This window comes from Halobacillus halophilus DSM 2266 (genome assembly GCF_000284515.1).
In the GTDB taxonomy this organism is placed as follows: Bacteria; Bacillota; Bacilli; order Bacillales; family Halobacillaceae; genus Halobacillus; species Halobacillus halophilus.
Genome location: NC_017668.1, coordinates 3908499 through 3923524, shown reverse-complemented (window position 1 = coordinate 3923524; position 15026 = coordinate 3908499). Strand labels below are relative to the sequence as shown.

At 41.2% G+C, this 15026-nt stretch carries 14 protein-coding genes; 13 read left to right on the top strand and 1 reads right to left on the bottom strand.

Annotated elements, in window-relative coordinates:
• Positions 1–2: 2 nt before the first annotated feature.
• From HBHAL_RS19215 to HBHAL_RS19180, 8 genes are all read left to right on the top strand, one after another.
• On the top strand, positions 3–284 hold the full coding sequence (locus HBHAL_RS19215; RefSeq protein ID WP_014645195.1) for a hypothetical protein: 282 nt from the start codon (positions 3–5) through the stop codon (positions 282–284).
• 408 nt (positions 285–692) lie between these two features.
• Complete coding sequence (ftsX, locus tag HBHAL_RS19210) at positions 693–1586, top strand: permease-like cell division protein FtsX (protein WP_014645193.1); 894 nt, start codon at positions 693–695, stop codon at positions 1584–1586.
• 37 nt (positions 1587–1623) lie between these two features.
• Positions 1624–3105 (top strand): murein hydrolase activator EnvC family protein, encoded by a 1482-nt coding sequence (locus tag HBHAL_RS19205; RefSeq protein WP_014645192.1) that lies wholly within the window; start codon positions 1624–1626, stop codon positions 3103–3105.
• 756 nt (positions 3106–3861) lie between these two features.
• The gene (locus HBHAL_RS19200) at positions 3862–4833 is read left to right on the top strand and encodes a S8 family peptidase (RefSeq protein WP_014645191.1); all 972 of its coding nucleotides are present in this window, start codon (positions 3862–3864) and stop codon (positions 4831–4833) included.
• Positions 4834–5270: 437 nt separating this feature from the next.
• The gene (locus HBHAL_RS19195; protein WP_014645190.1) at positions 5271–6470 is read left to right on the top strand and encodes a ParM/StbA family protein; all 1200 of its coding nucleotides are present in this window, start codon (positions 5271–5273) and stop codon (positions 6468–6470) included.
• Between the two features lie 9 nt (positions 6471–6479).
• Entirely contained in the window at positions 6480–7082 is a 603-nt protein-coding gene (locus HBHAL_RS19190; RefSeq protein ID WP_014645189.1) for a hypothetical protein, read from the top strand.
• A gap of 196 nt (positions 7083–7278) precedes the next feature.
• Positions 7279–7884, top strand: coding sequence for an ATP-binding cassette domain-containing protein (locus HBHAL_RS19185; RefSeq protein ID WP_223254301.1), 606 nt, complete (start codon positions 7279–7281; stop codon positions 7882–7884).
• Positions 7881–9278, top strand: a complete 1398-nt coding sequence (locus HBHAL_RS19180; protein ID WP_014645187.1) for a hypothetical protein — start codon at positions 7881–7883, stop codon at positions 9276–9278. Before HBHAL_RS19185 ends, HBHAL_RS19180 begins: the two co-directional genes overlap by 4 nt.
• A gap of 46 nt (positions 9279–9324) precedes the next feature.
• Here the strand turns inward: HBHAL_RS19180 and HBHAL_RS19175 are convergent, their stop codons facing one another.
• Positions 9325–9573, bottom strand: a complete 249-nt coding sequence (locus HBHAL_RS19175) for a hypothetical protein (protein WP_014645186.1) — start codon at positions 9571–9573, stop codon at positions 9325–9327.
• Between the two features lie 153 nt (positions 9574–9726).
• On the opposite strand from HBHAL_RS19175, the gene HBHAL_RS19170 reads away from it, so the two are divergent.
• The 5 genes from HBHAL_RS19170 (at position 9727) to HBHAL_RS19150 (ending at position 14954) form a co-directional block, all read left to right on the top strand.
• Positions 9727–10947 carry a CHAD domain-containing protein gene (locus HBHAL_RS19170; RefSeq protein ID WP_014645185.1) on the top strand — a complete coding sequence of 407 codons (1221 nt, stop codon included), beginning with the start codon at positions 9727–9729 and terminating at the stop codon, positions 10945–10947.
• A gap of 931 nt (positions 10948–11878) precedes the next feature.
• Positions 11879–12490 carry a sensor histidine kinase gene (locus tag HBHAL_RS19165; RefSeq protein ID WP_145956078.1) on the top strand — a complete coding sequence of 204 codons (612 nt, stop codon included), beginning with the start codon at positions 11879–11881 and terminating at the stop codon, positions 12488–12490.
• A 19-nt stretch (positions 12491–12509) separates the two neighbouring features.
• The gene (locus tag HBHAL_RS19160) at positions 12510–13166 is read left to right on the top strand and encodes a response regulator (RefSeq protein WP_014645183.1); all 657 of its coding nucleotides are present in this window, start codon (positions 12510–12512) and stop codon (positions 13164–13166) included.
• Positions 13167–13185: 19 nt separating this feature from the next.
• Entirely contained in the window at positions 13186–13614 is a 429-nt protein-coding gene (locus tag HBHAL_RS19155) for a GAF domain-containing protein (protein ID WP_014645182.1), read from the top strand.
• Positions 13611–14954 carry a PAS domain-containing sensor histidine kinase gene (locus HBHAL_RS19150; protein ID WP_014645181.1) on the top strand — a complete coding sequence of 448 codons (1344 nt, stop codon included), beginning with the start codon at positions 13611–13613 and terminating at the stop codon, positions 14952–14954. Before HBHAL_RS19155 ends, HBHAL_RS19150 begins: the two co-directional genes overlap by 4 nt.
• Positions 14955–15026: the final 72 nt, after the last annotated feature.

Below are 15026 nucleotides of genomic sequence, written 5' to 3'. Positions count from 1 at the left end.
ACATGGCAGCTGATGACTTCAACAAGTTTTTGTCAGAATCCTTTAGTGAAGGTGTTTATTTTAGAGAGCTTCGGCTATCTCAGAAAGAGATCGATGCAGTAAAAACGATGTACCCAACAGCTCTCATCAAACGAACGAGTGAAGGGAACGATGTGCAGAGTAAAGCCTGGTATGAAATCAACCTTTTGCCGGTAGAAGGCCAAACAGAAAATGTGGAAGCCATTCGAAATGAAAACACGCGCTTGAAACGTGAACTTGAAGCATTAAAGCAATTTAAAAATTAATGATGAATTTCATACAGTTATTAAAGACAATTCCAAAAGGAGTTGTCTTTTTTGTTATGGTTTGAACCTTGTATGTATATACATGTGTCATTCGACAAAATATTGGGCAACAGACCATAAATACCCTGGTTTTGTCACGTTTATGTAAAAGCATGAAACACAAATGTAATAATAAATTGTCTTTTTTTATCGAACTTGTTTGTTATAATTAGAAAGGTAAAAGAAGCCGGAAATGTAAGACTACATATTTCAGACATCGAAGATTTACATCATGAGTTTAAATCAGGAAGTGATATAAATTGTATGATAAGCAGCATCGCAATCGTTTATCTTTCGGTGTCCTGAAAGCCATCCGATTTAAAAAAAGAGAGAAAATCGGCAATTCGGAAGTAAGAGGTGGCATCAAAGATGAAACTTAAGACATTTGGACGACATGGTAAAGAGGGCGTAAAGAATATTACGAGAAACCGCTGGATGTCCTTAGCTTCTATATCAGCTGTAACGGTTACGCTGCTGCTGGTAGGAGTCTTCGCTGCATTACTCCTTAATTTGAACCATATAGGCTCTCAAATCGAAGAAAACGTAGAAGTCCGTGTCTTTATGGACTTAACACTTGAAGAGCCGGGTCAAAATGAACTAAAAGATAAACTGCAAAACATCCCCGAAGTGGACACCGTTACCTTTCAATCCAAGGAAGAAGGACTGGAAAAGTTAATCGACAGTCTGGGAGAAGAAGGAGAAGTATTTGAATCCCTTAAAGATGAGAACCCGCTAAATGATGTGTACATCGTCAAAACAAAAAATCCTGAAGACACCATTCAAGTGGCTCAGTCTATTAAGTCATTCGAAAACGTTGAGAAGGTGGAATATGCCAAAGAAACCGTTCAACGGCTTTTTAATGTGATGGATTTAGCTCGTAATATTGGGCTTGCCATAATCGCAGGTCTGTTGTTCACAGCCATGTTCCTCATTGCGAATACCATCCGTATTACCATTGTGGCACGAAGAAAAGAAATCGGAATTATGAAAATGGTAGGAGCAACCAACTGGTTTATTCGCTGGCCATTTTTAGTAGAAGGCATCTTAATTGGTATGCTAGGATCTGCTATTCCAATCGCTGTCGTAGTCTTTGGATATAGATACTTGTTCCAGGAAGTTACGACCCGATATCCGACACTATTCGTTGAATTACTCCCTGTCTACCCGTTTATATGGAAAGTATCCATTTTGCTCATTTTAATGGGTGTCATTATCGGATTATGGGGAAGCTTTACGTCTATTAGAAAATATCTGAAAGTTTAATATAAACATATACATGTGTTTTGGGGAGGAAGAGGGATTGAAGTTTAAGTTTACAGTTGCACTCCTGATCGCCACGCTTGTACTTGCCGGCTTATCGTCCGGAACGAGCCCAGTTTTCGCAGAATCGTATGAAGAACAAATCGAAAAAAGTAAAGAGCAAGTAGAGGAAAATGAGGATCAGCTAGAAGAAAACAAAGACAGCCAATCAGACAATGAATCTGAGAAACAGGAAAAACAGGAACAAATTGACAAACTTAAAGAAGACCAGGAACAATTGAACCAGGAAATTGAGCGCCTGGACAAACAGATGATGGAGACGACTGAGAAAATAGATAAAAAAGAAGAAGAAGTAGAGCAAACAAGAGAGAACATCGAACAGTTGAAAGAAGATATTACTGAACTGGAAAAGCGAATCGCTGAACGGGACGAGCTTCTAAAAGATCGTGTGAAGTCCATGTACCAGAATGGAGGAGCCATTGATTACTTAGACGTACTTATGGGAGCAGAAAGCTTCGGTAACTTCCTCGAAAGAATCATGAGCTTAAATACCATTGCCGAACAGGATAGGGAAATACTTGAACAGCATAAAGCCGATAAAGAAGCTGTTGAAAGCAAAAAGGCAGAGGTGGAAGAAGAATTAACCTCTCTTGAAGAAAAACTTTCTGAACTGGAATCATTAAAGCGTGACCTGGACAGCCAGAAGGAAGATAAAAATGAGCTGATGAAGTCACTTGAATTGGAAGAAGAAGAACTTCACGCTTATGTGATGGACTTAGAAGAAGAGAATGAAACACTTGCCGCACAGGAAGCAGCGATCAAGAAAGAAATCGAACGTGCCGAGAAGGCAGCCGAAGAAGCTGAACAAAAAGCAGCGGAAGAAAAAGCACGTAAAGAAGCAGCTAGAAAAGCCGCAGCTGAAAAAGCAAGAAAAGAAGCTGAGGAAGCCGCCAGAAAAGCTGCCCAGGATCGTGCCGATGAAAAAGCTGCTGAAGAAGCAGAAGAAGCTGAACGAAAAGCCGAAGAAGAAGAGAAGAAAGCAGAAGAGGAAGCTGAAAAAGAAGCAGAAGAAGATAAAAAAGCAACTTCCAGCTCTTCAGGCAGCAGTGCCAAGTTCGCCTGGCCTGCATCCGCCGGAACAACATCCGAATACGGAATGAGGTTCCATCCGATTCATAACGAAAGCCGCCTACACTCCGGTATTGATCTAGCTAAGAGCGGAACTGTACCTATAAGGGCTGCAGCCGATGGAACAGTCATACGTGCCGGTTATTCATCCAGTTACGGGAATAATGTATTTATTACTCACCGTATCGATGGCAAGACGTACACGACTGTATATGCCCATCTGAGATCCACTCCGGCTGTGTCGGCAGGAGAGTCTGTATCGCAAGGCGATTTCCTGGGTAATATGGGAAGCACAGGGAACTCAACAGGGCAGCATCTACACTTTGAGATTCATATCGGTTCCTGGAATCCAAGCCGGTCTAATTCAGTGGATCCACGCCGTTTCCTGCCATAAATTCTATAATACTAGTAAAAAAGGATTGCACGTTGGGTGCAATCCTTTTTTTACAGCTATACGACTGAATGAATTCAAGGGATGTAAGAGCTAATATGTTTATATTTCCCGGAATGGAGTTCCGTTCATGGTTTGGTCATACATACTAACGACTTCCGATTTTGATTTTTTGTTGTGAATAGGAAGGAAAGAGAATGACGTTAAATCTTCATGACATATGGGGCACATCCAGGTGCCTTCGCTGCTGCTATATGAGGGACGGTTACAGCGTTGGCATTGTTTTTTGTACATAGTTTTCCCTCCACTTCTCGTAGTCTTTTTTTATTTACCCTTTTATAGCCATTTTAAAAATATAAGGCTTAAGGACTGTGTAGATTTATTTAAATATATGGCTTCACTTAATGAGTTTGAAATCTTAAGAACTATGGCTATATTTCCCTAGAGTATATAAGTTAGGGAATCTTTGAAAGTATTTTTATTCTACTTCATTAACTACAATCAGATTTACATTGATTCAAGGATTATTTTAATTATAATTTATATCTTGTATTCCTATTAGCTGAAGAAACGTTAAAGAAAGCAGGATGGCTGTCCTAACAGTCTCTCCTGCTTTCTTTAATTCTTGTCTAATAATAGTTGACTGTATATTCAGATACTTACAAAAAATGATATAATAATGGAAAGCTTTACCTATCACCATGAGTTATCAGTCTATCACTTTGCTCTTGCATGACTCAAAATAGGGGAGGAAGTTAAATGAGTGAAATGAAGTTAATCCCATACCGTACCGAACAGATCCTGCAGGAAGCAGAAGAGTTTCCAAAAGGTGTGAAGTTGGTGGAGGCAGAGAGTTTATGGGAAAGAACCAGTCAGGGAAAAGGGAGCGTCGTAGCTGTCATCGACACAGGCTGTCAAATGGACCATCCAGACCTTGAGAACCGCATTCTAGGTGGTTATAACTTTACAGATGACTATGAAGGTGATGAGACGAATTACGATGACAATAATGGCCACGGCACTCATGTGGCCGGAACAATCGCTGCCATAGATAACAAGAAAGGTGTAATTGGAGTGGCTCCGCAGGCTGATTTATTAATCCTTAAAGTACTCTCTGGAGAGGGGAGTGGACAGTACGATTGGATTATAAATGCTATTGAATACGCAATTAACTGGGAAGGACCTCAAGGGGAACGTGTTAGAGTCATTTCTATGTCTCTTGGCGGACCTGATGATGCTAAAGAAATGCATGAGGTTGTCCAAAAAGCTGTTAATCAGGGTATTTCTGTCGTATGTGCTGCAGGAAATGAGGGAGATGGACGCGAAAACACTTATGAATATGCCTATCCAGGCTGCTATAATGAAGTCATACAAGTGGGCGCAATTGATAATCAGAGGGCCATTGCTGACTTTACTAACACCAATGATGAGATTGATCTGGTAGCCCCGGGAGTTGATGTTCTCTCTACCTATATAGGAGGAAAATACGCTCGTCTTTCCGGAACCTCCATGTCTACACCACATGTGGCTGGTGGATTGGCCCTCATTATTCCTCTTGTAGAATCTCAATTTCAACGCTCCATGTCCGAGCCGGAAATATTTTCGCAGTTAATCAAACGGACTCTACCTCTCGGCTACTCTAAAGCTGCTGAAGGTAATGGATTATTAATGCTCTCTCTTACAGATAAACTAGAAGAACTTTTTTCTACCTACACTACCGCTATAAATTAAAAATATCCTACACCCTTTTATAGAAATACCTGTCAGAAATCATTTTTCTGACAGGTATTTTTTATGATTTCTTCACCACCTCCAACTAAGTCCGCAGTTTTGAATTCACACTCAAAACTAAGTCCGTGTTTTTGTGTAATATTATGTCTAATTACTGCACATCTACTAGTGTACACATTAATGTTTTCAAGTACACAATTTGTAAGACAAACGTACACGTGAATGAATGCAAGATTACAAAAGCGTACACATACTGGTATGAAAGCATGTACGCATAATTGAATACAAGTAAACGTTTAACGTAAACGTGTGTACATTAAAAGTATACATGTACACATGATTGAATACTCCGAAAGGCACATTGACTATTAAGGCAGAGTCTAATAGATTAATAGAAGGGCAAGGTAAATTATAGTAATTAAAAGGAGAGCTGATTAATGACAAACTCAAGAATTGCAGCTGTGGATGTTGGTAATGATGCAGTTAAAGCAAACTTTGGAAAACTAGATTCATCTTTATATATTCCTAACGTGGTCGCTAGAGACTTAGAAGATCGTCCTGTTATCGGTATAGAGGACCTGGATGAAAAGGATCCACTCGATAATCTACATATTCGAGTGCATTCTCCAGCCTTAAGAGAGAATAATGCTATCTATCGTGTGGGGAATCTGGCTACGAAAACCACTAACTCTACTGAATTAGATCCAGGCAGCTATAAATCTGAGGAAGATCAGACACTTATTATGCTTTTTGCATCGCTTGCTTTGGATGCAGTTAGAGAGAAGAATGCACAATCGGCGAAGAATAATGTGGTAGAAGCTAACTACACATTGGGAACAGGACTGCCGCTTCGTGAAGTAAAAGAAGGCAAAGACGTAGGGTACCGTTCTTCCCTTCTTGGGTCTGTTCACCAGATTGAATTCCTTGTCACACCAAAATATCAGGGAATGAAAGTAAATCTTAAGTTTGATGAGGTTAAAGTTTATCCGGAAGGGTTTGCTGCCTACGTTAACTTAGTGATGGATAATGATTTGAATATCATTAACAAAGAATTGATCGACAAACAAATTCTAATCCAGGATATCGGCGGTCTTTCTACAGATATCGCCGTTATTAAAAATCGTAACGTTGATGATGATAAAGCGCAGGGCTTCAATCTAGGTGTAGCTGAATCATTAGAAATGATCCGTGAAGAGATTCTTAGAAAACATGGAGTTGAATTAGACAGCCGCCGTGATGTCGTGGATATCATTACAAGGAAAAATGATCGACATCACATCATGGTTAAAGGAAGCCGTACTAACGTACATGATATTACGGACCGTATTCTTCTTGAACTTGCTAAGAAGCAGTATCGTTTCCTAAGAAATGTGTGGCAGAGAAACTCTCAATCAGAGATCTGTTACTTTGTGGGCGGAGGCTCCGCGGTTCTGAAGGATTACATCAAGTCACTTAACAACAAACTGGATGGTTTCAATATTGAATTCTTTGAAGATGAAGAAGAGAGCATCTGGATGATGGCGAATGCTTACTACAAATTGATTTCTGATTTCATCCGTAAAAACGAGAAAAAGAACCACGGCAAAAATCAAGAACAAGGTAAAAAAGTAGAACAAAAAACCGGCTCATCCAAATAAGGTGATGTTATGAGTCAATCAAAGAAAAAGATAGAGAGGGGACAATCGATTACGTTCCGGATCCCCTCGGATACTCCTGATCATCTATTGAGACAATTAACTCAACTGAAGGAGACAGAGAGGCGAAATTTTTCAAGCAGGATTGCACAATTCGTCCTGGATGGAGTGAACGAGACTTACGCTAAGAATAAGGAAACGGTTACCATCCCACTGCCTAAGGCTTTAAATAAAGAACAGAGAAACTGGATTAAGCACGAACATTCGGAGGCTCTTATAGGAAGTATCCTGTATCAGCTAATGATGGATCCCGTGCGTGCTACCACTCTACTGGCTTCGCTCAACAGCAATGCATTTGATATAGATGAAGCCCTTTATTTACAAGAAGAAACAGCTGCTTCTGAAGCTTCCTTAGGAGATTATACTCAAGAAGCCCATGCTGAGGACGAAACAAATGCTGATTCTGAAACAGAATGGAAGAGTATCGATGATGAACTGGATGGTCTGAATCTTGATAGCTTACAAGGTGAGATTCATTCACAGGACGAAGAAACAACAGAAGATGAAGATGATGATGATCTGCTGGGAGACTTTCTTTCCCGAATGAATGATTAGCCCATACCCCCTGCCATGTTGTGGCAGGGGGTATTTTTACATAAAAATTGAAACGTTCCCAGTAATTGTTCCGTACGCAAAGGTAGCAAAGAGAGGTGAGAGGATGGAAAGAAATTTAGTCGTGGAAGATTGTAAAGTGACGATCAGAAATAATACGATCCTTGAAGGTGTATCTTTTTCTATCCATTAAGGACAAATATTAGCTCTTGTCGGACATAACGGAGCTGGCAAATCTACGCTAATTAAAACCATATTAGGCTCACGGGAAAAGTCAAAGGGCAGAATTTCTATACATAATTTAGATCAGGATCAGCATTATGCCGCTTACAAAAGACAGCTAAGCTACATACCCGAAGAACCTCTACTACTCAGTGAGCTGACCGTATATCAACATTTCCAGTTATACCAAAAGAGCTATCAAATTCCAGAGAAACGTTTTGAAGAAAAAGTAGCTGCCTATACCAAAGGTTTTGAACTAACCGACAAATTGAATGAATATCCGGAATCATTGTCTAAAGGGATGAGGCAGAAAGTTCAAACGATATGCGCTTTATTGCCGGACGTTTCAGTACTGTTAATAGATGAACCTTTTATGGGTCTTGATGTCTATGCGGGAGCCTATTTTGAGAAGCTGTTAAAAGAACGACGGGACAAAGGCGACAGTATTCTGCTGACGACGCATCAGCTGGAAAAAGTAAAAGAGCTGGCCAATGTCTATGTGATGCTTAAAGATGGCAGGGTATCGGGTGAGGGAGAAGTTAATGAATTTCATACGTTAGACCGAAGTGGGAACCATGAATGAGTTCTACTACGCAGGTATTTTATTGGATTCGAAAAAAACGCTGGAAAAAGAAGAAAGATATTTATCAGCGTGCCTTTCAGCTAGCGTTCGACAAAACGTTAGCCTTTTATGTAGGAATAATGGTTGTTGTATTTCTGTTACTGCTTCAGGATTGGATGAAAAGGTTCATTCCCCTGATGAATACCTGGGAAAACTCTCTACTAGAGTGGTTATGGCTGCTTCCGTCCATCCTGGTAATTCGTACGCTTGGGCGGTCATTTATAGATCCTGGGCTTCCATTTACTTCAGCAGAGCTCAAGCTAAGTCTGCTCCCCCACTCCAGAAGTAAAATACTTTTATTATTAGCAGCTGAGAAATTCGCGCTTCACTTATTGGTTGCGTTCGCCCTGGCAGCATTATTAGGTGGATTAACTCCCTTGTCTTTATACATGTTGCTCTCTGCTGCTTTTATCTATTCCGTCTTCATAGCCCTTTTAACGCCGATCCAGTGGAAGTTATATTCTGCTAGAAAAAGAGTTAAGACAGGACTGTTGGCAGTTGTGATCGTTTTGCTAGGGGCTTCAGGCATATGGATTCATCAGTTGAACTTAGCCCAATATTCAACAGCCATAATTCTGACTTTTTTATTGATACTCGCGCGGTTTTACTTTATTCCGGCGTGCACTCAAAACATTAACTGGATGAAAGTGGTGGAGCGCAATGATGCCAAGGTATGGAATGTCACGTTTGTCAGTCAGATGACGAATATAACAATCAAACCTCCTAAACGGTATGGGCTGGTAAGTAATTACCTTAGAGAACGAAGGGCAATACGCCAAATTACTAAGGTGAAATCCTTATATCATATGTTGTGGAGAAGCCATTTGAAAGAATCGTCAGGGTATGCATGGAAAACGCTCTTAATCGGTGTCATTGTAATCATCGCCCCATCATTACGAGCGGAGTGGGTCATGTATGTAAGTGTTCCTGTGGTGTTATTTGTGTATATAGAAGTTGCCGCAGGAATTTTCAGCTCGCATTTTACAGAGAATCCTATATTCTATAGTCTGCCGATTGATGAAAAGGGGTGGACATCGACTTATGTGAGCTGGGGAATAGCAGGATTAGTCCCTCTTCTACTGTCTTTCCTTACGGTCAACATTATACTTGGCAGTTCCTTCTCGGTCGTATTCGTCCAGCTGGCAGGCGTAATGAGCTGGTCTCTGTATGACATGAGAACTCAGCTCACGAATCGCATGCGTCTTCTGCACAAAGAAAACTTTCAAGTATCAGATACTTTTAGAGCAGCAGGTTATATCATTTTAGGTGGAGGAATTTATTTTACTCCTCTGCTATTGGCTCTCGCAGCTCTTCTAAGCTATTCAGCAATCAAAAGAAAGAGATTTATCTATTGATTCGCCAAAACGATGCCACGGGCCCTTTAACGAACGCTGAGGGCAATTAAAGAGGTTTTGAGTTGGCGAAAGCGGCAAATGTTTTCTCGTCTTCGATCAAACCGCATGCTCCACATTGGATTTTTTTGTCTGGCCCCTGGTAAGCGGCATGAAAAGGATCCAGATTCTCAGACGTATATTCACTAATCACTTCACCTGACCCTGGATCTATTTTTACGGATGTTGCTTTTTGTTCGATGATATTGAACCTGGATCGATTGGTTTTACAGTTGGGACATAAGTATGGCTGCATCATTAACACCTCCATTCATAGGATGCACGTACTGTGGGAATATATGTAAGAGTCAGGTTTATAAAGAAATTGTAAAAATGTTTAGAAATTAGTTAGGAAGTGCTGGAGTCTGGGAAATGACATATATAAAAGCTTTCAAAAGGTGGGCGTTAGGTTATGAGTGGAGCTTTCACAAGGCAAATCGACAAAATGGGCAGGCTGGTGATTCCCAAGGAAATCAGAGACCAGCTGGAATTATCGAATCAAAACCTTATGCTGAAGCCTTTGAGTCATAAAAAAGGATTAAAGCTTTCCGTAACAGGCGAGGAAGGCGACTCCGTTAAGACATTGGACAGCTATGGCCGCTTGCTTATTCCTGCTGACTATAGAAACGAGCTTGACTGGAATCAGGGAAAAAAGATTGATGTTACATTCGACCATGATTATGCTGTATTGCAAGATCAGGTTCAGGTTTGTGAAATTTGCGGATCAGCCGATTCGCTGGTGTCTGTTAAGAAGAAATTAATCTGTGAGGATTGTCTAGGAGATGGAAATGAGCAAGTAGTAGGCCGCTGGAGGGAATATCTTCAGGGATTAGTTGACTCCTATCTGGAGTACTGCAAACTTTCGCTTGAGCAGGAAGACGAGGAAAGTGTTCACCAGGCTCGTGTCCATGGGCGGAAAATCCGTGCCATTCTGGAGTTTATCCACGTCAACAGCCATCCACTAGTGGATCGTTTAAATGATGCCCATAAACGTTTAGGAAAAGTGAGAGAACGTGATGTGTTTATTACGGAGTTTGAAGAACGTGCGGAGCAATCTTCTAAGGAGCAGCATGAAGAAGTGTATCGTCAGCTCAGCGATCAGGTCGGTAAGAAAAGGCTGAAGCATCAAAAGAAACTTAAAAATAAACTGCCTGAAATCATCGACGATACTTTTGCGGAGCAGTGGGAGCATTTTAAAGATAAGGAGCTTCGAAATTATGTCCTGCCGCTTCAAGTAGACGAGAGGCTTCAGGAATTCGAAAACGGATTTGCTGAAGCCGTGGAGAAATATTTAGAAGTTTCTTCCCAACAGGGTCGTGTCGATGAAGAAACGCTCGATGCCTTACACTCCGTTAGGATTATCTCGAAAAAAACAAGGTACATTCATAATGCACTCCATGAAATTTATGCATCTGACTATAAGGAAGAAGCAAAATACTTTAAGTCTTTCCAAAGGCAGCTGGGTGAAATAAATGATTTAAAAGACTGGCTCGAGATGTTCAATAAATACCGAAACGAGATCGACAGTAAGAAAAAGCATATAAAAGCCATTAATCAAGCGTTGCTGGATGAACTCTCCAGCCTGGTAGAAGAATTGAATCTCCAAGAAAGCCTACAATACTCGAGACAGTAATTTTATACCCTCTACCTTTGTAAAGCCGCTAAATAATCAAGTAATCCTGCATGCTAGTTCATGCAGGATTTTTTATAGATTCTATTTATGTCTTTTCTTGAAAAGCAGATTTTTAATCTGAGCATACTATAAGACTCGATTACGAGATGTTTGCAGGTGTTTATGGTCGTTGGAGAAGGGTTCGCATTACTGAGGCTCTGCGTCTGCCAAGGCCAAAATAAATCTTACAGTATAGAATTAGCTGATCTGTTATTAAATTGGGCTTTGTTATAGTGTGTTGTTGATTTTTCATAAGATGCTTATTACGCAATAGGGCCGGATTGTGGAAGACTCAGTTTCGAGATATTCTGCGTCCGTTGCTAATAAAGAGAGGGGGTGGCTGCAGAAACAACTCGCTTTCCTGCGGGGGAACTGGCAAGCCTCCTCGCTCGTTTCACTCCCTGTGGGGTCTCGCCTAGCTCCTTCTCCCGCGGGAGTCTCGCCGTTTCCTCCGCCATCCTATGATTGAGGAGTGAACGGACCCTTCAATAATAGAAGTAATCGTTCTGGATCAGCCTTAACCCCTTATATATCAGGGGTTGTACACTTAAATAAGCTAGATACTCTTTTGCTCTCCCGTTAATTTTAGTAGGCATTTTTGGTGGATTTCGAGTTTCTGATTCGGCCAGGTCGGGAGGGGGACGATGAAGACTCCTGTGGGATGAACATGATCGGTAAGATCCCGGAAGGCGAAGCCTGAGGAAGCTTACCACATGCCCACGGAAAGCGAAATCGTCCCCCGGAGGACCTTCCTTATAACCCATTTATCTCGAAACTGAGTCTTCAAGTAACGGGAGCTTTACCTTAAAATCAATAAGGAAATTTTACAGAGCATTAAAATAAGGGAATGCCCTAATAGGAACATGATAAAGTAGCGTGTAATATAGAGGGTATGAAGAATAAAGAAGGGAGAGTTAAAGTGATGAATGATACCACTCGTTCCCCATTATATGTAGTCTCTCACATGTACGAATCGCTGCTTTATGAAATGTCCTATGATTTACATGAGCGCTATGCTCAGTTGTTAACTAGCGCGTTACACCGTATTGATTCGGCACAAGATTCTTGTAAAGAAACTCAAGTCCTCCTTTCACATTTGATTGAAGAAATGAGAAGCCGCTCGAATGAAATTTACCCTTTATCTTTTCATGAATATGGACTGGCGGTGGCCTTTAAACGATATATAAAAGAAGTGGAAAGACGCTATGGTATAAGGGTTGAATTCCCCACCTCCTATAAACTCACGGAGGTATTTTCTACAAAGGATGTTCTGGCGTTTCGCGCGCTTCAGCTTACCATACGAATGATTGTGGAGTACGCCGATACTGATGAAGTATTCATTGAAGTCGACCGGAAAGGGATTGTTTTCCGCTATCATTCTTTTTTGGATGAATTCCCCCCTGAACAAGAGGATTTGCTTGAAGTCATAAAGAAAGATACCACGATGGAAATGCAGTGGCAACGCAATAAAGACGTGGTGGAATGGCGCTGGTTTAAAGGCTGAATAAAGAGGAGTAGATAACATGATTTCGATTGTCATTGTTGACGATCACGCCGTCGTACGCTCAGGGCTTATGATGCTGTTAGACGCTGTCGAAGATTTTAGTGTAATTGGAGAAGCTTCAGAAGGAAACGAAGCTTACCAGCAAGTAGAGGAGAAGAATCCGGGTGTGGTTTTGATGGATCTTTCTATGCCCCATGGAAAGGACGGATTATCAGCTACTTCCGAAATAAAAAAACAATTCCCTGAGACCCAGATTCTGATTCTGACGATGCATGATGATGAAGAATACTTATTCCGTGCCATTGAATTAGGCGCATCCGGGTGTATTTTGAAAAATGCACCGCATGAAGAATTAGTAAAAGCCATCAGGCAAGTAGCCGGGGGAGATGCCTATTTGTATCCATCTGCAACGAAACGATTGATGGAGGATTATATGAGCAAGCTGAAAAACGGCGCTACGACTGACTCTTACCGATTGCTAAGTGATCGAGAGAGAGAAGTACTGGCCTTGGTCGCTAAAGGGTTTGCGAATAAAGACATTGCCGCTCAACTTGTGATCTCTGTGAAAACAGTCGAAGCTCACAAGGCAAGGGTGATGGAGAAACTGCAGCTGAAAACGCGTCCTGAATTAGTGGAATATGCCTGGAAGAAAGGTCTGCTGGGTTATTCATTGTAGCAAAGGAGAGAGGGAAAAAGTGGTCACCCCATTAGAAGAAATATGCAACGAACTGGAAGAGGAAGTAGAGGCCTGCGTCATCGCTATCGCAAAGTTTGATTATCATTCAAAGCAAATACAGTGGAAGTATGTGAGTCACCCTTTGAATGATAAATATAAACGCATGGTTATTTCCTATGGTTCGGGTGTGGCGGGAACCGTCATGCAGACAGGAAGAACTTTTCTCTGCCGTTCGAGGAAGGATCTTCCTTTAGTTTTGTCGAAATACCCCATAGTGTTAGCGGAAAAGCTTCAATCCTTTGCTGCTATCCCTCTTCAAACGGGTCATTTATTTGACGCAGTGCTGCTGATCGGCTATCGAAATGAGCATGACTTACCGTCAGAACAGCAATGGCATCCTTATGCCGCTCGCATAAGTAATTATTTGAAGCAAGGAGGTTTATCATGACAAAACACAGTCCCTTCCCTCCCGCTCTAATCTCCTCTAAGGAAGAAGGATTTCTCGTTTTACAAGAAAACGGAATGGTACAAAGTTTCAATGAAAGAGCGAAACTTCTTTTCCAGATTTCTTCGACTGAGGTGTGTGTGGAAGATCTGTTTCTTCATTTTTCTGTAGAAGAGCTTATTCACTGTGAAAAGGGAGTATTGCTGCAGTATTACGCAAAGCCTATGATTGGAAATCCGTTTCCTGTCTTTTTAGTCGTTCATGAATGGATGGATGGAACTAGAGCCAATTATTTTATGACCATTCATAACCTGAATGAGAGAAGTCTGCTTGATAGTGAATCCTACGAACCGTTGAAAGAACTCGTGGATATTAAATATGCGCTTGACGAGTCTTCGATTGTTGCTGTTACGGATCAACGTGGAAGAATTCGTTATGTAAATAATAAATTTTGTGAGATATCTAAATTTGGAGTGGAAGAACTGATTGGCAACGATCATAGACTTCTGAATTCAGGACATCATTCTAAAGATTTTTTTAAGGATCTGTGGCGTACGATTGGTACCGGGTATGTGTGGAAGGGAGAAATTAAAAATAAGGCCAAAGATGGAAGCTTCTATTGGGTGGATACGACCATTGTTCCTTTCTTAAATGATAAAGGAAAACCCTACCAATATCTGGCCATCCGTAATGAGATTACGGAGAGGAAAAGGGTTCAGCAGGAGCTGCAGCACATGATGACGCGTCTGATCCACGTGCAGGAAGAAGAAAGAAAGCAGGTATCCAGAGAGCTTCATGATGGAATTGGCCAAGAACTGTATAGCCTGCTTATTAGCATGCATCGTATCCAGCAGGAAGTGGAGCATTCCCTTTTAGACCAGATGACAGATGAAATACGAAATTTAATTCAAAACGTGCGGGACATGTCGTGGGAGCTCCGGCCGTCTGCATTGGATGAACTGGGTTTGATGCCGGCTGTTCGTTCCTTCTTAAATCGTCTTAACCATTCGTATGGATTGAAGGTACACTTTACCTCCAACATTTCCTGTCGTTTATCGCCTCAAATCGAAACAACGATTTACCGCATCATTCAGGAAGCACTAACCAATATAAGAAAATATGCCTGTGTAGATGAAGCCTCTATCGTGTTGGAAGAAGCAGAGGGTGGGGTTTTCGCTTCTATTACTGATCAAGGCAAAGGCTTTATGAATAACCGTGCACAAAAAGGAGTAGGGCTTTTCAGCATGGAGGAAAGGGCACGCGCGGCAGGAGGAGAACTTGAAATAACTTCCGAGCTGAATAAGGGTACGAGAATTGAATTATATATACCACTGGGAACCTGATGAAAAGGTTTCTTTTTTTTGAATTGGGGGATTTCACCATCACAAATGGGGGGATTCCCCGATTCTATTATG